The sequence below is a fragment of the Sphingomonas sp. So64.6b genome (assembly GCF_014171475.1).
GTDB classification, from domain to species: Bacteria; Pseudomonadota; Alphaproteobacteria; order Sphingomonadales; family Sphingomonadaceae; genus Sphingomonas; species Sphingomonas alpina_A.
On record NZ_CP048817.1, the window covers coordinates 698,857 to 718,481 of the forward strand.

The 19,625-nt window shown below is 62.4% G+C and carries 22 protein-coding genes; 18 read left to right on the forward strand and 4 right to left on the reverse strand.

Features of this window, described 5'->3' with window-relative positions; genetic code table 11:
* Positions 1-16: 16 nt before the first annotated feature.
* The 6 genes from G4G27_RS03230 to tatC all read left to right on the forward strand — a co-directional run bounded on the left by G4G27_RS03230 (position 17) and on the right by tatC (position 3,979).
* Positions 17-1,024: a glycoside hydrolase family 3 protein gene (locus G4G27_RS03230; protein ID WP_183112022.1), complete on the forward strand. Its 1,008-nt coding sequence runs from the start codon at positions 17-19 to the stop codon at positions 1,022-1,024.
* Between the two features lie 105 nt (positions 1,025-1,129).
* Complete coding sequence (locus G4G27_RS03235) at positions 1,130-1,855, forward strand: ScpA family protein (protein WP_183112023.1); 726 nt, start codon at positions 1,130-1,132, stop codon at positions 1,853-1,855.
* 10 nt (positions 1,856-1,865) lie between these two features.
* On the forward strand, positions 1,866-2,444 hold the full coding sequence (gene scpB / locus G4G27_RS03240; protein ID WP_183112024.1) for an SMC-Scp complex subunit ScpB: 579 nt from the start codon (positions 1,866-1,868) through the stop codon (positions 2,442-2,444).
* Between the two features lie 29 nt (positions 2,445-2,473).
* Positions 2,474-2,704: a twin-arginine translocase TatA/TatE family subunit gene (locus G4G27_RS03245; protein WP_183112025.1), complete on the forward strand. Its 231-nt coding sequence runs from the start codon at positions 2,474-2,476 to the stop codon at positions 2,702-2,704.
* A 52-nt stretch (positions 2,705-2,756) separates the two neighbouring features.
* The gene (gene tatB, locus G4G27_RS03250; RefSeq protein WP_183112026.1) at positions 2,757-3,200 is read left to right on the forward strand and encodes a Sec-independent protein translocase protein TatB; all 444 of its coding nucleotides are present in this window, start codon (positions 2,757-2,759) and stop codon (positions 3,198-3,200) included.
* Positions 3,197-3,979, forward strand: a complete 783-nt coding sequence (gene tatC / locus G4G27_RS03255; RefSeq protein WP_183112027.1) for a twin-arginine translocase subunit TatC — start codon at positions 3,197-3,199, stop codon at positions 3,977-3,979. Before tatB ends, tatC begins: the two co-directional genes overlap by 4 nt.
* A gap of 76 nt (positions 3,980-4,055) precedes the next feature.
* Here the strand turns inward: tatC and G4G27_RS03260 are convergent, their stop codons facing one another.
* The 3 genes from G4G27_RS03260 to G4G27_RS24110 all read right to left on the reverse strand — a co-directional run bounded on the left by G4G27_RS03260 (position 4,056) and on the right by G4G27_RS24110 (position 6,216).
* Entirely contained in the window at positions 4,056-4,190 is a 135-nt protein-coding gene (locus G4G27_RS03260; protein ID WP_183112028.1) for an entericidin A/B family lipoprotein, read from the reverse strand.
* A gap of 258 nt (positions 4,191-4,448) precedes the next feature.
* Positions 4,449-6,041, reverse strand: a complete 1,593-nt coding sequence (locus G4G27_RS03265) for a histidine kinase dimerization/phosphoacceptor domain -containing protein (protein ID WP_244624669.1) — start codon at positions 6,039-6,041, stop codon at positions 4,449-4,451.
* A gap of 10 nt (positions 6,042-6,051) precedes the next feature.
* The gene (locus tag G4G27_RS24110; RefSeq protein ID WP_345940686.1) at positions 6,052-6,216 is read right to left on the reverse strand and encodes a NepR family anti-sigma factor; all 165 of its coding nucleotides are present in this window, start codon (positions 6,214-6,216) and stop codon (positions 6,052-6,054) included.
* A gap of 239 nt (positions 6,217-6,455) precedes the next feature.
* On the opposite strand from G4G27_RS24110, the gene G4G27_RS03275 reads away from it, so the two are divergent.
* The 10 genes from G4G27_RS03275 to G4G27_RS03320 all read left to right on the forward strand — a co-directional run bounded on the left by G4G27_RS03275 (position 6,456) and on the right by G4G27_RS03320 (position 15,761).
* Entirely contained in the window at positions 6,456-7,253 is a 798-nt protein-coding gene (locus G4G27_RS03275; RefSeq protein WP_183112029.1) for a response regulator, read from the forward strand.
* A 103-nt stretch (positions 7,254-7,356) separates the two neighbouring features.
* Positions 7,357-7,494 (forward strand): hypothetical protein, encoded by a 138-nt coding sequence (locus G4G27_RS03280; protein WP_183112030.1) that lies wholly within the window; start codon positions 7,357-7,359, stop codon positions 7,492-7,494.
* A 101-nt stretch (positions 7,495-7,595) separates the two neighbouring features.
* On the forward strand, positions 7,596-8,237 hold the full coding sequence (locus G4G27_RS03285; RefSeq protein WP_183112031.1) for a sigma-70 family RNA polymerase sigma factor: 642 nt from the start codon (positions 7,596-7,598) through the stop codon (positions 8,235-8,237).
* 273 nt (positions 8,238-8,510) lie between these two features.
* A complete protein-coding gene (gene glnE, locus G4G27_RS03290) occupies positions 8,511-11,195 on the forward strand; it encodes a bifunctional [glutamate--ammonia ligase]-adenylyl-L-tyrosine phosphorylase/[glutamate--ammonia-ligase] adenylyltransferase (RefSeq protein ID WP_244624534.1) in 2,685 nt (894 codons plus the stop codon).
* A complete protein-coding gene (locus G4G27_RS03295) occupies positions 11,195-11,668 on the forward strand; it encodes a peroxiredoxin (RefSeq protein WP_183112032.1) in 474 nt (157 codons plus the stop codon). The genes glnE and G4G27_RS03295 overlap by 1 nt, the downstream gene beginning before the upstream one ends.
* Before the next feature lie 284 nt (positions 11,669-11,952).
* Positions 11,953-13,149, forward strand: coding sequence for a peptidoglycan DD-metalloendopeptidase family protein (locus G4G27_RS03300; protein ID WP_183112033.1), 1,197 nt, complete (start codon positions 11,953-11,955; stop codon positions 13,147-13,149).
* Between the two features lie 212 nt (positions 13,150-13,361).
* Positions 13,362-13,703 (forward strand): iron-sulfur cluster insertion protein ErpA, encoded by a 342-nt coding sequence (gene erpA, locus G4G27_RS03305; RefSeq protein ID WP_183112034.1) that lies wholly within the window; start codon positions 13,362-13,364, stop codon positions 13,701-13,703.
* Between the two features lie 6 nt (positions 13,704-13,709).
* The gene (xth, locus tag G4G27_RS03310) at positions 13,710-14,480 is read left to right on the forward strand and encodes an exodeoxyribonuclease III (RefSeq protein WP_183112035.1); all 771 of its coding nucleotides are present in this window, start codon (positions 13,710-13,712) and stop codon (positions 14,478-14,480) included.
* Between the two features lie 29 nt (positions 14,481-14,509).
* The gene (locus tag G4G27_RS03315; RefSeq protein ID WP_244624670.1) at positions 14,510-15,277 is read left to right on the forward strand and encodes a transporter; all 768 of its coding nucleotides are present in this window, start codon (positions 14,510-14,512) and stop codon (positions 15,275-15,277) included.
* Positions 15,278-15,512: 235 nt separating this feature from the next.
* Complete coding sequence (locus G4G27_RS03320) at positions 15,513-15,761, forward strand: hypothetical protein (protein ID WP_183112036.1); 249 nt, start codon at positions 15,513-15,515, stop codon at positions 15,759-15,761.
* Positions 15,762-15,811: 50 nt separating this feature from the next.
* Here G4G27_RS03320 and G4G27_RS03325 read toward each other — a convergent pair whose 3' ends face one another.
* The gene (locus G4G27_RS03325) at positions 15,812-16,969 is read right to left on the reverse strand and encodes an N-acetyltransferase (protein WP_183112037.1); all 1,158 of its coding nucleotides are present in this window, start codon (positions 16,967-16,969) and stop codon (positions 15,812-15,814) included.
* Between the two features lie 134 nt (positions 16,970-17,103).
* Here G4G27_RS03325 and G4G27_RS03330 point away from each other — a divergent pair, with 134 nt between their 5' ends.
* Positions 17,104-18,204: a fatty acid desaturase gene (locus G4G27_RS03330; RefSeq protein ID WP_183112038.1), complete on the forward strand. Its 1,101-nt coding sequence runs from the start codon at positions 17,104-17,106 to the stop codon at positions 18,202-18,204.
* A 191-nt stretch (positions 18,205-18,395) separates the two neighbouring features.
* The gene (locus G4G27_RS03335) at positions 18,396-19,337 is read left to right on the forward strand and encodes a formylglycine-generating enzyme family protein (protein ID WP_183112039.1); all 942 of its coding nucleotides are present in this window, start codon (positions 18,396-18,398) and stop codon (positions 19,335-19,337) included.
* Positions 19,338-19,625 lie beyond the last annotated feature (288 nt).

Genomic DNA, 19,625 nt, shown 5'->3' on the forward strand with positions numbered 1-19,625 from the left:
AGGAGCCGTTCTTCACATGATTCCCGTTATCTACGGCCTGTCCGGTCTGAGCATCACCGCCGACGAGCGCGCTTTTTTCAGCGCGTCGAACCCCGCCGGCTACATCCTTTTCAAACGCAACATCGAGAATCGCGCGCAGGTTCGGGCGCTGACCGATGATCTGCGTGCGATGACCGGGCGCGACGATCTGCCGATCCTGATCGATCAGGAGGGGGGGCGCGTCGCGCGGATGCAACCACCCGAATGGCCGGCCTTTCCAGCCGGTCCTGTTTTCGACGCACTTTACGAAACCGCGCCGATTTCCGGCATCGAGGCGGCGCGCGCCAATGCCGAAGCGATTGCGCTGACATTGGCCGAGGTCGGCATCACGGTAGACTGCATGCCACTGCTCGATGTTTCACAACCCGACACGACCGAAGCGGTTTCCACTCGTGCGCTGGGCAGCGAGCCGATGCGTGTCGCGGCAATGGGGCGGGCGATTATCGATGGTTTGCGACGCGGTGGCGTGGTCGGTGTGGTCAAGCACATGCCCGGGCATGGTCGCGCGATCGTCGATACGCATTACCATCTGCCCACCGTCACCGCATCGGACGCGGAACTCGAGATCGACCTCGCGCCATTTAAGGCGTTGGCCGGCGCACCGATGGGCATGACGTCGCACATCGTGTTCGAGGCATGGGATCCGGAACGGCCGGCCACGCTATCGCCGATCGTGATCGAGGAGATCATCCGCCAGCGGATCGGCTTCGACGGACTGTTGATGACCGATGATATCGACATGAAGGCGCTGAGCGGCAGCGCGGGCGACAAAGCCGCTGGTGCGATCGCCGCAGGGTGCGACCTGGTGCTCGATTGTTGGGGGCGGATGGACGAGATGGAGGACATCGCTGCGCGGCTCAGCGAGATTTCGGATTTGTCGCGCGCCCGGCTTGATCGAGCGATGGGAACGATCGCGGGCCTGCGGGTCGAGGGCGATCTGGCCGCGCTGATTGCCAAGCGGGATGCGTTGTTGGCGGTGGCGTAGGCGGCGCTTTGAGTCCGAAGCGAATTCAGGGCGATGGTCTCTGTCCGCGTGACAGTGTTGGCAACGATTGCGTCGCCCCGGCCTTCACGCTTACACCTTGATGTAATGACCGACGAAACCCTCAACCTCGACCTCGACGGATGGGAAGGCCCGCTCGACCTGTTGCTTGCGCTGGCACGGCATCAGAAGGTCGATCTGCGCGAGATTTCGATCCTCGCGCTGGTCGAACAATATCTGCGCTTCATTGAAGAAGCCAAGGCGATCAAGCTTGAACTCGCGGCCGATTATCTCGTGATGGCGGCGTGGCTCGCCTATCTCAAATCGGCGCTGCTGCTGCCGCGTGACCCTCAGGTCGAGCCGGATCCGGAGGAGCTTGCGCTGCGGCTGCAACTGCGCCTCGAACGGCTCAATGCCATGCGTGAGGGCGGGGCGCGGCTGATGGCGCGCGACCGCACCGGGCGCGACGTTTTCCTGCGCGGGGCGCCGGAAGGGCTGCGCACCGTGCGCAAGGCGCTGTGGCAGGCGGAGATTTATGATCTGATAGCCGCTTATGGCCGAATCACCGCGCGCACCCGGCCGGTCATGCATATTGTTGCCAATCGGCCGGTGATGACGCTCGACGCCGCGCTGGAGCGCGTGTCGCGCCTGCTAGGTGAGCGGATCGAGTGGAGTATGATCGAGAGTTTTCTGCCGGAGAGCGCGACCGGCATCTTCCGTAAATCCGCGCTTGCCTCCAGCTTCGTCGCGACGCTCGAACTGGCGCGGCAGGGCAGGGTGGAACTGCGGCAGAAATCGCCCTTCGCACCGCTTTACATCAGGGCGCCAATATGAAGCTGCCAGCGTGAACCCGCCCGATGATCTGACTCGCGCGGTAGAGGCGGTGCTGTTCGCGGCGACCGAGCCAATGACGGCGGAGGCGATTCGCGCCCATCTGAACGACGCGGCTGGCGTGCGCGAGGCGCTCGACACCGTTCAGGAGCTTTACGCAGGGCGGGGAGTTGAACTCGTGCGGCGTGGAGAGCGCTGGCATTTTCAGACTGCGGCCGACATGGCGCACCTGCTGCGCCGCGATCGCGAGGAGCCGCGCAAATTGTCCCGAGCGGGCATCGAGACGCTGGCAATCATCGCTTATCACGAACCCGCGACTCGGGCCGAGATCGAGGCGATCCGCGGCGTGCAGATATCCAAAGGCACGATCGACGTGTTGATGGAGGCTGGCTGGGTGAGGCCCGCCGGCCGGCGCGAGGTGCCGGGGCGACCCCTGCTTTATGCGACGACGCCGGAATTTCTGGCCCATTTCGGGCTTTCGAGCCGGCGTGATTTGCCGGGAATTGATGACCTTAGGGCGGCGGGCCTGCTTGATCCGGTAGATTTGGCATTCGAGCAGCTAGAGGTGGAATCTTCCGACGAGGAGGACTAGATAGAGCGCAACCTCCAAGGAGATACGTAATGGGTAGTTTCAGCCTGGTTCACTGGCTGGTGTTCGGGATCGTCGCGATTCTGCTCCTCGGCGGTGGTCGCTTCTCGAACATGATGGGTGATGTCGCCAAGGGCATCAAGCAGTTCAAAAAGGGCATGGCCGAGGAAGACGACAAGGTCGAGCCGACGCGTATCGAGGCAAAAAAGGCCGCCGATCCTGCTTTTGACCGCGATGGCGAAAAGCTCCGCGAGGAACGTTGATTCCGTTGCCGTTGAATCATTGACCGCGCGTTTGCGCTGACAGGCCGTTTGAATGTTCGACGTCGCGCCTACCGAACTCCTCCTCGTCGCGGTTGTCGCGCTGCTCGTCATCGGCCCTAAGGATTTGCCGAAGGCGATGCGTTTTGTCGGCTATTGGGTCGGCCGTGCGCGCGGCGTGGCGCGGCAATTCCGCTCGGGTTTCGATTCGATGGTGCGCGAGGCCGAGTTGCAAGACATGGAGAAACGCTGGGCGGCCGAGAATGAGCGGATCATGCGTGAGCATCCGCCAACGCCCGCTCAGCATATGTTGCCGATGGCCATGTCGGATGCCACTTTGGCTGATACCGCCACATCCGATGCACAGGGCATCGGGGACGGAGACTCGGCGCCGGTGATGGTCGAAATGCCGATCGTCGCACCCGCCCCGAACCCTGACGACGCGCTTGTATCGGCGCCCAAAAAACCCCGCGCGCCGCGCAAGAAGGCGGAATCGTGAGCGACACGAGCGAGATCGACTCGACTCGCGCGCCGCTGCTCGACCATCTGATCGAGCTGCGCCGTCGGTTACTTTATTGCGCAGCAGCACTTGTCGTCACTTTTATCGCAGCCTTTTATTTCTCTAGGCCGATCTTCGCGTTTCTGGTCCACCCGCTGGTCGCCGCCGGTCAAAGCAAGATAATCTATACACAGATTTTCGAGGCCTTCTTCGTCCAGGTGAAGGTCGCCTTCTTTGCTGCGATGATGGCGTCCTTCCCGGTGATCGCGAACCAGCTGTGGCAGTTTGTCGCGCCGGGTCTGTACCGGCAGGAAAAGCGTGCCTTGTTGCCCTTCCTGTTGGCCACGCCCGTGCTGTTCATCATGGGCGCGGCGATGGCCTATTATATCGCGGTGCCGATGGCGCTGCATTTCCTGCTGTCATACCAGGGTGACCTCGGCGGCATCCAACAGGAGGCTTTGCCCTCGGTCGGCAACTATCTCGATTTCGTGATGCAGTTCCTGTTCGCCTTTGGCCTGTCGTTTCTGCTGCCGGTGTTGTTGATGCTGCTCGAACGAGCCGGCATCGTGACGCGCAAGCAGTTGGTCAGTGCGCGACGTTACGCGATCGTCGCCGCTTTCGCGATTGCCGCCGTTCTGACCCCGCCTGATATCGGGTCCCAGCTGTTGCTCGCGATTCCGTTGGTGATGCTCTACGAAATCGCCTTGATTGGTATCTGGTTCACCGAGCGCAAGCGCGCCAAAGTTGCCGCCGACACCGAGGTGACCGAAACCCCTTAGTCGAGAAAAAACCCTCTCCCGTTACCAAGAGAGGGTTTTGCCCGACGCCATCGCTGGCGAACGATTTAGCGAGTTGTTATTTGGCGTCGTCGGCTGTCTTGGCAACCGTGTCCCCGGCCGACTTGACGTCTTTGCCTACGCCTTCAACGGTATTGCATGCGCTGACCATCAGCGCCGCTGCAACGAAGGCCATTCCAATAAGTTTGCGCATCGTGATCTCCTGAACCAAAACTTCTTGCCGCAGATCAATGATCGGCAGCGGAATTTCGTTCCGCGGTCGATATCGATTTACGCACTGAACGCTGGAAATGATTTGGGCCCGGATGCGCCACCGGGGGGGAGGTTGACGCGTCCGGGCCCATGTCTTGGATAGCGAGAGCGGGGGGGCATAAAGTCACTATCCGAATAGCCAAACGTGCTTCCGCAAATCGAGTTCCAACGATTTTAAAAAAATTTCGAATCTTTTGGATCAGTCACGTCCCGTAACCGCGATGGCGATTTCGTAGGCGCCGATCAGCGGATCATGGTGGAGCTTGGAACGAAGCTGGCGCGACAACCCTTCAATCACACGTCCATAGCGTTCGGTCACGATCTCACGTAGCACATCGCCTTCGATCAGCGCGGTCGAGCTGAGGCGCAGGATTGCCCGCTCCGGCACTTCAGCGGCCTTGACCGAAATCCTGATCTGCGCCGCCGGATTGCAACTCATCGCCAGCTCGACGATTTCGGTGATGAGAAAGGCGACGGCGATCGCGACATCCTGATTGACCAGATAGGGCTCGACATCGATCGCGATGCCGATCTGTGACGATCCTTCGGGGGCGGTCGCACGAATGTTCGAGGCGAGTTCGCCGACCACCGAGCGCAGCGAGAGCCCGCGATGTTCTTCCATCTCGGCGAAATGATGGCGATGGACGACCGCGAGCGCATCGACGCGGCGCTGGATTCCGGCATAGGCGTCAGTTGCCTCACGCGATTTGGCGCCGCGCGCATGGAAATTGATCAGGCTAGCAATGACCTGAAGATTGTTCTTCACCCGGTGATGGACTTCGCGAGTCAGGCGGGTCTGCCGCACCAGCCCTTCAGCCAGACCGGCTTCATGTTCGGCAACGGTGCGGCTGATCGTGCGGAAAGTATCGCCGAGTTCGCGAATCTCCTGAGCGGGCAAGGCACGTACTTGCGCCGGGTCGATCAGCTCACCCGGAACATAGGCGGCGACACTCGTGCGCAATTGCCGCAACGGGCGGATCAACAGCCGGTCGACGATGAACCAGCTGATGCTGGCGGCCGCCGCCCACATCAGGATCGGCAGCAGCAACGCGATCAGCAGTGGTGAAGTGATCGGCAGGCTGCGCACGCTCATCTGCAGACTCAACTCGCCGATGCCGAGCGGCTGAATTTGCGTCTCGCGCCGCTCGAGCGGCCCCCTGGCAGGCAGGGAAACGAGCCGCAGCGATTCGTCTTCGCGGATCAGCGTCGTAGAAAAAGGGGGGGTGAAACCGCTTGGCTGGCCGATCTCGGCCAGGAACTCGGCGGGGAAATAGACGCTCGCCTTCGCCGCCGCGCCATTGGCGCCCTTGATTGCCAGCATTAGCCCTTTGTCGGGTACTAAGCGCGCGGCGATCGGCGCTTCGCTGGGGACGGTGGGTGGCGCCATGTCGGCTGACAATGCGCTGCCACACAGTACGCGGCCGGCCCGGTCGGTGATCACGAAACGTGTTCCGGCAGCCGCCTGTTGCGCAAAGACGCCCTGAACGCGCGCGCAGTTCGGCGCATCGCCCGGATCGCTGTCGAGTGCGTTGAGTGCAACGCGCAGCGCCGTCATATCGCCGACCAGTTCGATCGCTACCTTGCGCGCACTTTCGGATATCGCGACGCGTAATCGCGCGCGCGCATCGGCGTCGGCGTTTTGCGTGGTCTTCAACGTCGCGAAAAAGGCGATGATCGCCAGCGGGAGCAGGGCCGTACTCAGGATCAGGAAGATTTTGGCGCCGGTCGGGATTTGCGACAGAAACAGCGAAGATCGTCTGGCCAAAGCTGCGCGTTCGGATGTCGATTCGATCACGCCGCCGTCAGTCGAGTTTACCCAGAAGGTCGAGCATTTCGGCTGGAATGTCCTCTTCTACCGTCTTTTGATAGACAGTACGCAATGCGGCTCCCATGTCACGATCCTTGCTTTGGACCTTCGCCGCGCCGGAAGCTTGCGGCTTTTTCGAAGACTCTTCGCCCGAACTCAATGTCGTCCCCCCTGAGCATCCGGCGAAAACCGGGCATACCGGAAAAATCGACCGGAAGAGCCCGGCCATTCGTCGCGCATACAGCCCGCGACGATAGCATGAAACAAAAGATCGTCTCGATGGTTCCACGTCCGATGCGAAAAAGCCCGGCATTTGCGCGCGGGCATTTAAACGCGTTGCATTGGCGTAATGTCCCTTCCAAAAGGACGACGCTTTCACGTCAGGAGACTTCGACAGCCATGTCGCTTGGACAGCAGCTTGCCCCACACCTTCCCTTCCTGCGCCGTTACGGTCGCGCCCTGACCGGTAGCCAGTCGCATGGTGATCGCTATGTCCGTGCCACTCTGGAGGCGATCGTCGCGGCGCCGACCGAATTTCCACGCGATGTCGATCCCCGCCTTGGTCTTTACCGGACGTTCCAGGCGATCTGGAATTCGACCAATTTTGACGAGACGCCGGAGAATTCGGGCAGCGACGATTATGAATCGATCGCGCGCGCACGGCTGGCGCGGATGACCCCTTTGTCGCGCCAGGCGCTGCTGCTCACCGCGATGGAGGGATTCACGCCCGAGGACGCGGCCTATCTCATCGATGTGGAGACGAGCGAAGTCGATACGCTGGTCGCCGAGGCACTGTCCGAAATCGAGAAGCAGACCCGCGCTCGCGTCCTGATCATTGAGGATGAGCCGATCATCGCGATGGATATCGAAGCGATCGTGCGCGATCTGGGGCATGACGTGACCGGCGTCGCCGTCACCCGCGACGAGGCCGTCGCGCTGGCGATGGAGGACCGTCCCGGCCTAGTGCTGGCCGACATCCAGCTCGCCGACGACAGTTCGGGAATCGATGCGGTCAAGGATATCCTGGCCGAATTCCAGGTGCCTGTGATCTTCATTACCGCGTTCCCGGAGCGGCTGCTGACCGGCGAACGGCCGGAGCCCACCTTCCTGATCACCAAGCCGTTCCAGCGCTCGACCGTCAAGGCGGCGATCAGCCAAGCTCTGTTCTTCGATCAGGCGACCGTGCCGGCCGCCTGATCGGGTGGCCGAGTACCGGGTTCGTATCGTGTGTTTTTTCGAAAAATCGATCGGCACGCAATAACGATACGGACCCAAAACGGTTTTCGCGGGTTGACCCTGCATGACCGACCAAGAAGAAACCCATATCGACGGCCAGGATGCCCGTGCGGGCGCGACGCCGAAGATGACGCGCTATATCCTCGGCATCTCCTTGCCGCTGGTGATTGTGATCTTCGCGATCATCGTGCTTTGGCGCTGACGCCAAGCAATTGAAATCATGGCGAGTGCTGGCATTCGTGCGGCGCTCTGCCTATGTTTGTCGCTAGCGACACCAAACCACGCCATACGAAACGGATGTGCATGACTGATGCCGATGCGAGCGACGATGAGATCGGCCACGAGCCGGTCGAGCACGTCCCGCTTTCCGATCCAGAGTTCAAGAAGGAACTGGCTCAGGTCATTCCGCATTTGCGCGCCTTTGGCCGCTCGCTATCGGGCAATCGCGACCTGGCCGACGATCTGGTACAGGAAACGCTGATGAAGGCCTGGGCGGCGCGGCAACGCTTCCAGGCCGGCACCAATATGCGCGCCTGGACCTTCATCATCCTGCGCAATCTGTATCTCAGCCAGATGCGCCGTGCGCGCTTCAAGGGCGAATGGGATGACCTTGTCGCCGACCGTATCCTTGCCGCGCCGGCAAGTCAGGACAAGCACGTCGAACTGGGTGATATGCAGCGTGCATTGCTCCACTTGCCGCAGCCGCAGCGTGAGGCGCTGATTCTCGTTGGCGCGGGCGGCTTTGCTTATGAAGAAGCGGCCGAGATTTGCGGCGTCGCCGTGGGCACGATCAAGAGCCGCGTCGCGCGCGGTCGCGTGGCGCTCGAGGCGATCCTGAGCGACGGATCATTGCCGTCGCGCCGCACGCACACCAATGAGCCGGGCATGACGGCGCTCGACACGATCATGGGAGATGTCGAGGAACTCAGTCGCGATCGCGGCTGAGACGGTCGATTAGTTCCGAGCTGGAATTGCCTCGACCTGATCGAGGCATTTGAGCAGCGCGAGCATATCATCAGGCGTGCCGCACTGGTCGAAAACCGACCGCAAGGCGCCGCCAATCATGTCGCCGGCCCGAGGCGGACTGACCGTGAAAGTACCTGCGGTATTTGTTCCGGGCATCAAGGATAGGGGTTTCGACATGTCCCCTCAACGCCCGGCGTTACGAATTGTTGCTTGCCAAGTATTTGTCCTTAGGTCGATGTCGGTCCCGAGCAGATGAGCAACGCCCCACCAGACCCCCGGATCATCGCTGCCGTCGGCCGCGCAATGGCCGATGCGCCATTCCTCGCGATGATCATGGGGCGTGAGCCGGAGATCGTGGCGAGCTTGCAGCATGGTGTGTTGCCGGCGCTTGGCAATATCGTCATCGATGATGCGGCCATGCCCGTCGGCCGGCGGTTGCGGCTTGAGCGGCGACGGCTCGCGCTGATCGTGGCACTGGGTGATCTCGCTGACGCACTCGATCTCACCGCGGTGACCGGGGCGCTCAGCGATTTCGCCGATCGCGCGCTCGATACCGCGATCCGCGCCGCGATCGAGGAGCGTACGCCGGGCGCCGAGCCGGCCGGTTTTACCGCGATCGCGCTGGGCAAGCAGGGCAGTCATGAGCTCAACTATTCGTCGGACATCGATCCGATCCTGATCTTCGACCCCGAAACCCTGCCCTGCCGGTCGCGCGAGGATCCGCAAGAGGCGGCAGTGCGGATCGGCAAGCGCGTGGTCGAGCTGCTCCAGGCGCGCGACGGCGACGGTTATGTCCTGCGCGTCGATCTGCGCTTGCGGCCATCGCCCGAGGCGACGCCGATCGCGCTGCCGGTCGAGGCGGCGATTGGTTATTATGAATCACAGGCGCTGCCCTGGGAACGCGCCGCCTTCATTCGCGCCCGCGCCGCTGCGGGCGATGTCGCCCTGGGGCGCCGTTTCCTCGAAGCGGTGCGGCCGTTCGTGTGGCGCCGCGCGCTCGATTTCGGCGCGATTGGCGAGATCAGAGGCATTTCGCGCCGCATCCGCGACCACCATTCGCAAGGGCAGCTATTCGGCCCCGGCTTTGATCTGAAGCGTGGACGCGGCGGTATCCGCGAGGTCGAGTTCTTCGCGCAGATCCATCAATTGATCCATGGCGGGCGCGATCCGGTGCTGCGTGCGCCCGCAACGCGAGATGCGCTGGCGAAGCTGGCCGAAGCGGGATGGATCGGTAGCGATGAAGCTGCGGCGATGACCGCAGCTTACACGTTGTTCCGTACGATCGAACACCGTGTGCAGATGGTCGATGATCGCCAGACTCATCATTTGCCGGTCGGCGCGGCGCTCGACGGGGTGGCGCGCCTGCACGGCGTTGCCGACGCGGCGGTACTGCTCGACCTGCTGCGTCCGCACGTCGCGCGCACAGCGCAAATCTATGATTCGATCGAACCTGACGATGAAGCCGCCCTGTCGAATGACAGGGACCGCCTTGCCGAGCAGCTTGGGGCGGCGGGCTTTACCGATATCGACGGCGCGGTGCAGCGCATCGTACAGTGGCGCGCGGGGAGCTATGCCGCGTTGCGCAGTCCGGCCGCGCTCGAAGCGCTCGAGGCGGTGCTGCCCGGGCTGGTCGAGGCGCTGGGAACCTCGCCCGACCCGCATGCCGCGATCCTGCGGCTCGACGCGATGCTCGCGCGGCTGCCCAGTGCGATCAATTTCCTCCGGTTGATCGAAGCGCGACCGGCGCTCGCCCGGTTGCTTGGTGCAATCCTCAGTCATGCGGCGCCGCTGGCGGAGGCGCTCGGGCGACGCGTGGAATTGCTTGACGGGTTGATCGACGCGACCGCGCTTGATCCCGTCGGGTCGGTCGCAGCATTGGCGGCCGAGATGGCGGCGGGCGAAGGCGATGCGGACTATCAGGCGCAGCTGGATCATGTCCGCAAAATCGTTGGCGAGAAGCGTTTCGCATTGGGCACGCAGATCGTTGCCGGTGCATCCGATCCGCTCGACGTCGCGGCTGGTTATGCGCGTGTCGCCGAGGCGGCGATCGAGACGCTGGCGCGCGAAACGGTCGCCGATTTCGCGCTGCGGCACGGGCATGTCCCGGACAGCGAATTGATCATCCTCGCGCTTGGACGGATGGGCGGCGGAGCGATGACGCACGCGTCCGACCTCGATCTGATCTACCTCTTCACCGGCGATTTTTCGGTCGAATCCGATGGAGAAAAACCATTGGGTGCAGTGCTTTACTATAATCGGCTCGCACAGCGCCTTACCGCGGCCCTGTCGGTCGCGACCGCCGCCGGGCCGCTGTACGAGGTCGATACCCGGCTACGTCCGTCGGGCACGCAAGGGCCGCTCAGCGTCTCGCTCGACGGCTTCGCGCGGTATCAGCGCGAAAGCGCCTGGACCTGGGAACATATGGCGCTAACCCGGGCGCGACCGGTCTTCGGATCGGCGGATGCACGTGCCGCCGTGACAGCGGTGATTGACGAGGTCTTGGCCGGTGACCGGCCCAAGCGCGACGTCGTTGCGGAAGCCGCCAGCATGCGCACCGAAATGGCGGCGCACAAACCGCCGCACGGGCCGCTCGATGCAAAACTGCTGTCAGGTGGCCTGGTCGATCTCGAATTCGCGGTTCATGTCGCGCAGCTTACCCATTTAACCGGGTTCGATCCGCATCTTGGTCGGGCGATCGACGAGCTCGTGGCCGCGGGCATCGCGCCCGCCGCGATGAAGCCGGCGCATGATTTGCTGACGCGCATGATCGTCACGCTGCGGCTGGTCGCGCCCGACGCGCAAACGCCCGCATCGGCGACGCGGGCGCTGATCGCCCGGGCGCTCGGCTTCGAAAACTGGGAGGCGGCCATTGCCTCGTTCGATCGGACTCGGCAGGACGTCGACGATTTCTGGCATTCCGTAGCGGGGAGAAGATGATGGCGAAAACGATCGAGCAAGGCGCGGCGTTGCCCGATATCGACCTGGCGAGCCCGGATGGCGGGCGGGTCAACCTCCGCGATTATGCCGGCAAGCCGTTCATCCTGTATTTCTATCCCAAGGACGACACGGCAGGCTGCACGCGCGAAGCGCAGGATTTCAGCCTTCTCTATCCCGAATTCCGCGCGCTCGGCGCCGAAATCCTCGGCGTGTCGCTCGATACGCCGGCCAAGCATCAGAAATTCATCGACAAATACGACCTGACCGTACCGCTGGCGAGCGACGATAAGGAAGCCGCGATCCATGCTTTCGGCGTCTGGATCGAAAAGAACCTGTACGGCAGAACCTATATGGGCATCGACCGCTCGACCTGGTTGTTCGACGCGCAAGGCGTGCTGGTGCGGGTGTGGCGCAAGGTCCGCGTGCCCGGCCATGCGGCGAGCGTATTGGAAGCGGTCAGGGAGCTCGGCTGAGGCCCAATCCTGATCGGGAAATCCTCAATATGATCAACGGATTCGGCGCAGAACGCGCGAACCGCTGATTGGTTCAACGGAAATCTTCAGCACGATTCAACCGATGTTCAACGACTCGCCGTGCGACTCAGCCGGTTGAGCCCGGTAAACCACGCAAGCCCTTGCCGTATAGTGACAACGTGGGTCAGAACCCAGTCGTCAAGAACGCGGAGGGGCTGCGATCGAGACGTAAAGTCGGACACCGGCGATCCTCCCGGTGTCTCAAATAGGTCGTTGGGGACTCAATGAGCAAGATTTCAGTCGCGTCTGCCGCGAATCTTATCGCGCGGTTCCGGACGTACTTTACGACCCGTGACGTGATCTTTCACGATGGCCGCGATCTTCGCCGCTTCAGCATCGGCGGTCGCACCCAGGCCCTGATGGCTGGCGTTGCCGGCATCACCCTTTGTTTTTCGGCTTATGGTGTGGCGCAGGCCGCGGTCGGCGCGGTGGCATTGAGCGGCATCGTCGATGCGCCGCTGTCACCCGAAGCCAAGGTCGCCCAGATGCAGGCCCGCGTCACCAAGATGCAGGCCGATGTCGCCGCGATCAAGACTGTCGCGGAGGCTCATGCTGCCCGTGTCGAGCAACGCCAGGCGCTGATCTCTGCCGTGATGACGGGCAAGGCCGACCCCCGCGCCCTGTCGATGGCCGCGCCGACCATCGATCCGGCCGACGCCAAGGTCGCTGCGGATGTGATCAAGCCGCTACAGCAGGTCGAGGCTCGTCAGGTGACGCTCGCCGTGAAGGCCCGTCATGCCGCCGAGCAGCGTTATGCGATGACCATCCAGCATGTCCGCCGCCTCGGCATCGCGCCCGAGCGATTTGCGAGCCGCGCGAAGATGCCCGCAATGGGCGGTCCATTCGAAGCTGCCGACAGCGCCGAGGCCTCTGCCGAGACGCGTGCCGACCTGCAATTCCGCTCGCTGTTCATGACCTGGAAGAAGCTCGATTCACTTGAGCAGGGCGTGATCGCGATCCCCTCGGCCCAGCCGGTCGAGCATCTCAGTTTCACCAGCAACTATGGCGTCCGTTCCGATCCATTCCGCGGTACCGCCGCGATGCATGCCGGCGTCGACATTCCCGGCCCGCTCGGTACGCCGGTCTATGCCACCGCCGACGGCATCATCGGCCGTGCCGAGCGTTCGGGCGGCTACGGTAATCTGGTCGAGATCAACCACGGCAAGGGCATCCAGACGCGCTACGGCCATCTGTCGAAGATCCTCGTCACCGCCAATACCCGGGTAAAGCGCGGCCAGCTAATCGCGTTGATGGGCTCGACCGGGCGTTCGACGGGCAGCCATCTTCATTATGAAGTCCGCATCGATGGCCATGCGGTCAACCCGATCCCATTCCTGCAGACCGCAGACTATCTGCAAACGGTGCAGGACCGCGCGGTCAAGCTGACCCCGACCTCCATCGGCGGCCCTGCCGGGCAGTAAGCCTTCTTCTAACCCTCTCCCGCTTGGGGGAGAGGGTTGGGTGAGGGTCTGAACTGGCGGCATACGTGCGGCTGATGGCAATACCCTCACCGCTGCGACTAAATTCGCTTCGCTCATTAAGTCTCGCTCCTCTCCCCAGGCGGGAGAGGGTTAGCAGAAGCAGGTCACCCCAAGCGGTTGCCGTTGCGCCCCTGACCGCCTATCTCCCTGCCATGGCCACATTAGCTCAAGCCGAGATCACACTGACGCCGTCGGCGGCGTCGCGCGTCGCGGCGATCGCTGCGCGGCAGGGAAAGCCCGCCATCCTGCGCCTTGCGGTCGATGGCGGCGGATGTTCGGGTTTCCAGTACAAGTTCGAACTCGCCGATACGGTCGCCGCCGATGATACGGTTGCGGAAACGCAAGCGGTCAAGCTGGTGGTCGATCCGATCAGCCTCGATCTGGTGCGCGGGTGTGCGGTCGATTATGTCGAATCGCTCGGTGGCGCCGCGTTCAAGGTCGAGAACCCCAATGCCGCCTCGGGCTGCGGTTGCGGTTCGAGCTTTTCGGTCTGACCTAAGTTGAAGATTGTCAGCTATAATGTGAACGGGATCAAGGCGCGGCTGCCGCGCCTGATCGAGTATCTGGCCGAGCAGCAGCCTGATGTGGTGTGCCTGCAGGAATTGAAATCGAGTGACGAGACTTTCCCCGAGGCGGACATCCGCGCGGCAGGCTATGGGGCAGTGTGGCACGGCCAGAAGAGCTGGAATGGTGTCGCGGTGCTGGCGAAGGGCAGCGATCCGGTCGAGCGTCAACGCGGCCTGGCGGGCGAGACCGAGGACGATCATAGCCGTTATCTCGAGGCCGAGGTGGACGGCGTGGTGATCGCGTCGATTTATCTGCCCAATGGCAATCCGCAGCCGGGGCCGAAATTCGATTACAAATTGCGCTGGATGGAGCGGCTCGCTGCGCGCGCGCGCGACTTGCTCGCCGAGGAAAAGCCGGTCGTTCTGGCGGGCGACTATAATGTCATCCCGAATGACGACGACACTTTCTCGGTCCGTGCGATGCAGGACGATGCGCTGATGCAGCCCGAAAGCCGCGAAGCCTTTCGCCGGCTCGTCGCGCAGGGCTGGACCGATGCATTGCGCACGCGTCATCCCAAGGGGGGCGTGTGGACCTTCTGGGACTATCAGGCCGGCGCCTGGCAACGCGATGCGGGGTTCCGCATCGACCATCTCCTGCTCAGCCCGATCGCCGCGGATCGGCTGCTCGATGCTGGCGTCGACAAGGAGTATCGCGCGCGCGAAAAGGCGAGCGATCATGCCCCGACCTGGGCACGGCTGCGCTGAGCGTGAAGTATTTGCTCATCGCTGTTTCGGTGGGCTTGTTGTCCGGCACCGCCCATGCTGCGGAGCGGGATTATTGCCCGGAGCGCCCGGGCATTGGCACGCCGGCCTGCACAGTCGCGCCGGGACACGTCTCGCTCGAGGCGGGGCTAATCGACTGGACCCGCGAAGACGATTCGAGCATGCGCAGCGATACGGTCCTGATCGGCGATACGCTGGTCCGTATCGGCCTGACCGACACAGTCGAAGGCCAGATCGGCTGGACGCCGTTCGGCCATGTCCGAACGCGTGATAAAAACAGCGGGACGATCGATCGCGCCGACCGGGTCGGCGACGTGCTGCTTGGCTTCAAGGCAAATCTGCACAATCCTGACGGCAGCGGTTTTTCGGTGGCCATCCATCCGTTCGTAACCGTGCCGGTCGGACGGGGGCCAGTCGGGGCAGGAGATTGGGGCACCGGGTTGGTTGTCCCCGTCACCTATGATTTAAGTAAGGCGCTTAATCTCCAATTCTCGCCCGAACTGGATGCAGCGGTGGATCAGGACGGTCACGGCCGGCACCTGGCATATAGCGGCACGATGGGGCTGGGAATGGCCATCACCCCGGCGGTCACAGGTACTATCGAGTTCCAGGCATTGCGCGATGACGACCCCCTGGAGGCGACAACGCAGCTGCTGGCTGGCCTGTCGTTTGGATGGATGGCGAATGACGCTCTCCAAATCGATTTGGGCGGTGCAGTTGGCCTCAGCCATGCAAGCTCCGATAGCGAGATATATCTCGGAGTTTCGCGCCGTTTTTAAGGCCGGTGGCTGACGATGAATCTCATCGCTGGCAATTCTGAGCGCAGGGGGCTGGTGCTCACGTAAAATGCCAATGATCGGTAAAAATTGCTGATCAACGGGATTATTTTTCGCAGTTGTGCAACTCATAATTGGCTAACCCTTTGAGATTGCATCTTTCGAGTGTTTGGCATGGCTAATGCACTACCACAGTAGCGGATCGAGACTGATGGTTCGCACTCAGCGGAGGTAGACGATGACAAATTCTATTCTGATGGCGCTTGCAGGTGCCGTAATGATGACCGCAACTCCGGCGCTCGCCAACGACCCGGCCGCGCCAGCCGCAGCCAACAAGAGCGCAGCCCAGCCCGATCAGGCCAATACCAAGTCCAAGACGACCAAATATTGCGTCAAAGACACGCGCACCGGTAGCCGACTGGCGACGACGCTGTGCCTGACGCGTGACGATTGGCTGAAGCGCAATTTCGATCCGCTCGAAAAGTGATTCAGATGCAGCCCGCGATCCAATCCACGGATCGCGGGTCTGCCACCCGATCAAAGCGTTCGTTCGTAGATCTCGTAGCGCTTGTTGACGGTGCATTCGATAATCTCGGCGATTGAGCGCATGCCCTGATTGTCGTCGAGGATCCAGCCGATCTCGCCGCGCGTGGCGCCGAAATTGGTCACCGCGTCGCGGCGGATATATTCGATCATCATCAGCGCAAGCTGGCTGGCGAGGCGAGACGCCTGCATGCGTTTGACCACGCCCATCAACGGCACGCGCATCGTGCGTACTTTCGGCGCGCGCAGCCAGAGCAGCAGCTTGGCCCAGCCGAACGGGAGCAGATTGCCGTTGAGCGGCTTGATCGCTTCGTTAAGGTCGGGAAGCGTGATCATGAACGCGACCGGCTCGCCATCGACTTCGGCGATGCGGATCAAATCCTCGAACACGATCGGCTTCAATTTCTTGCCGACATCGTCGATCTCGGGCTGAGTCAGCGGCACGAAGCCCCAATTGTCCGACCATGCATCGTTGAGGATGGCCAGGATGAGCGCCGCCTCGTCGGCGAATTTCGCCTTGTTGACTTTGCGGATCGTGATGCGGCCGTTCTTCTCGCCCGCCGCGACGATGCGCTGGACGATCGGCGGGAACTGCTTCGTGATGTCGAGCTCATAGGTGTAGAGCGTCTTGACGCCCTGATAACCCGCTTCCTCGACCCATTCCTGATAATGCGGCTTGTGATGGCCCATCATCACCGTCGGGGGATGGTCATGCCCCTCGACCAGCAGGCCGGGTTCTTCCCAGACCGACAGGCTGATCGGCCCGAGCGCGCGGGTCATGCCCTGCTGCTTGAGCCAGCCTTCCGCCGCCGAGATCAGCGCGCGCCAGACGTTGCGGTCTTCCGCTTCGACCATGCCCCAGCAACCGACACCCGGGCCGAAGCCCTGTTCGGGCGGCAAGGTGAGCGCAAGCGTGTCGATATGCGCGGAGATGCGTCCGACCACCTGGTCGCCACGCGTCGCGATGAACAATTGCGCGATCGCATGGCTGAACCAGCCATTCTTCTTCGGGTCGATCTTGCCCGCCTCTTCCGCCTTCAATGGCGGTACCCAATTGGGATCGTCGCTGTTGAGCCGATAGGCGATGTCGATGAACGCCTTGCGGTCGCGTTTGGTGGCGACGGGGCGGATGGAGAGGGGCAGGGTGGCCAAGATATGATCGCCTCTTTGCAGAAGGTGAGTGCAGTCCCGCTTGCACGCCATTCTGTCAAGCGGGCAACGCCGCGCCGGCTATAACCCTGTTATTGCCACCATCCCGCCACTATCTTTGTGCAATGCAACGACCCATGGACAGCTCTCTTACTCTCGACCGGCGCGCTGCCGCGGCGCGCCTCGACGCCGCCGTTCGCGCCCGGACTCAGGGCATTGCCGACGACAAGACCATGTTGCGCACCGCAGCGGAATTGACCCGCGAGCTCAACGCGCCACGGGCGTGGATCTATTGGTCGGACCTGATCGCATCCGCCGTAATCGGCTTTGCCGCGCTGGCCGCGGCGATCCTGCTCGCGCCGACCGGCTGGGCGATCCTTGCCGGCGTCGTGGCGGTGCTCGCGCTGTACCGCGCCGAAAGCTTCATCCACGAACTGACTCATATCAAGCATGCCGCACTGCCCGGCTTCCGCTTCGGCTGGAACGCGCTGGCGGGGATTCCGCTGCTCGTGCCGTCGTTCATGTATGAAGGCGTGCACAACCTTCACCACGCGCGCACGCGTTATGGCACGTCGGAAGATCCCGAATATCTGCCGCTGGCGTTGATGAAGCCATGGACCTTGCCGCTGTTCGTGCTGGCCGCACTTCTTGCGCCCGTTGCGCTGCTGGTGCGGTTCGCCGTGCTGGCGCCGCTGTCCGTGCTGATCCCAAGCCTGCGCACGATGGTGGTCGAGCGTTATTCGGCGCTGTCGATCAACCCGTCCTTCCGCCGCCGCGCGCCCGAGGGCGCCGCGAAGACGCAATGGCTGTGGCAGGAAGCGGCGGCGAGCGTCTGGGCGATCGCGCTGCTCACCATGGTCGCGACCGGCGTGGTGCCGCTGCGCGCCTTTCTGATCTTCCTCGCGGTCGCCTCCAGCGTCGCGGTGATCAACCAGGTCCGCACCCTGGTCGCGCACCTGTGGGAGAATGAGGGCGAGGTCATGACCGTGACCGCCCAGTATCTCGACACGGTCAATGTGCCGCCACCGGCGCTGCTGCCGATGCTGTGGGCGCCGGTCGGCTTGCGTTATCACGCGCTGCACCATTTGCTGCCGGGCGTGCCCTATCATGCGCTGGGCCAGGCGCATCGCCGCATCTCGGCCGCGCTCGATGGGCAGTCGCCTTATCACAAGGCGAGCTATCCCGGTTTGCCCGGCCTGGTCGCGAAGATCGCGCGCAGCACGATGGTGGCGCGTTAGGGGTCTGCCGATTGCGGCAATGTTTTGGCTTGTCTATCGCGTTGCTAGAAGGGCGAGGGGAGTGAATTGATCGCGACCTCATGGATCAGTGTGACTGCTTTCGCCCCGATTGCGGACCTTGGCCGCGTTCTGGAGAATTTTAATCTGGAGCACTTGATTTGGCGGCCGGGGATGACTGATACCTAGCAACGATGAGCAACTGGAAAACTGCCGGCGTATTGACGCTCGCCGTCTTGGTCGTCGGATCGCCCGTTGCTGCCTCAGATCGGGCCGCTTTCACACCCGGCAAGGTATCTCGCGACTGCGCCGATTGCCCGGAAATGATCGTCGTTCCGCCGGGGAAGTTCCTCCTCGGTTCGCCCGAGACTGAAGCCGGCAGAGGCAAGGACGAGGGTCCGCAACAGGCGATTTCGATCGACCGTCCATTCGCGGTCAGCCGCTACGAAATCACTCGCAGACAATATGAGGGCTTCGTGCGCAATACACATCGCCCGGTCGTCGGCGGCTGCATCACTGACCGCCGGCACATCGGCGATTGGCAGCCGGACGAACGTTCGAACTTTCGCGACCCAGGCTTTGCGCAACGCCCGGATCATCCTGTCACCTGCATCAGTTGGCAGGATGCGAAAGACTATGTTGCCTGGCTCAATACCCGTACGCGGGGCGGCTACCGCTTACTGTCCGAAGCGGAGTGGGAATATGCAGCTAGGGCAGGGGGCAGCGGCGCCTACCCTTGGGGCGACGACCCCAACCAGGCATGTCGCTACATGAATGGCACTGACCAGACAGCGCGCAGGAAATACGTGAAGCTCTCGTACGTTGAGAACTTTGGCACGTGCGACGATCGCGTTCTGAACACCGCCGCGGTCGGCTCCTTTCAGCCAAACGCGTTCGGACTTTACGACATGATCGGCAACGTCGGCGAATGGGTCGAAGACTGTTCGAGCAAGGATTATTCAGAGAGACACGGCAATGCTCAACCGGTGACGGGAGTGTGTGACCGGAGGGTCGTGAGAGGGGGCTCTTGGGGCACAGTTCTGCGGCAGCTGCGGTCTGCTGAGCGTGTAAACCAAACGGCCACCGACCGAGACGACTCCATCGGCATTCGCGTGGCACTGCACCTGAAAGAGTAACTCGTTCATCGGCTGTATTCGGCAGGTAGCAACCCATTCCGGGTCGTTTGCAGCCTGCTTATTGGAAATACGACCGCCTATCGGCTACCGCCCCAGTGCCGGTCGTTCGACCGCCTGAGCGCCAACCTAGAACCTGCCGGTCCGCTCTCGCCCAATAGCCGACATCAGAAACTTCTGTAGAAGGGTAGGATGAACATCCCGGTATTCATTGGACTAGCGCTCATAGTTCACTCTGTCCTTTTGTTGTCTGCAGGGTTCGCAGGCAGAAACATGATGAGCGTTTTCAGA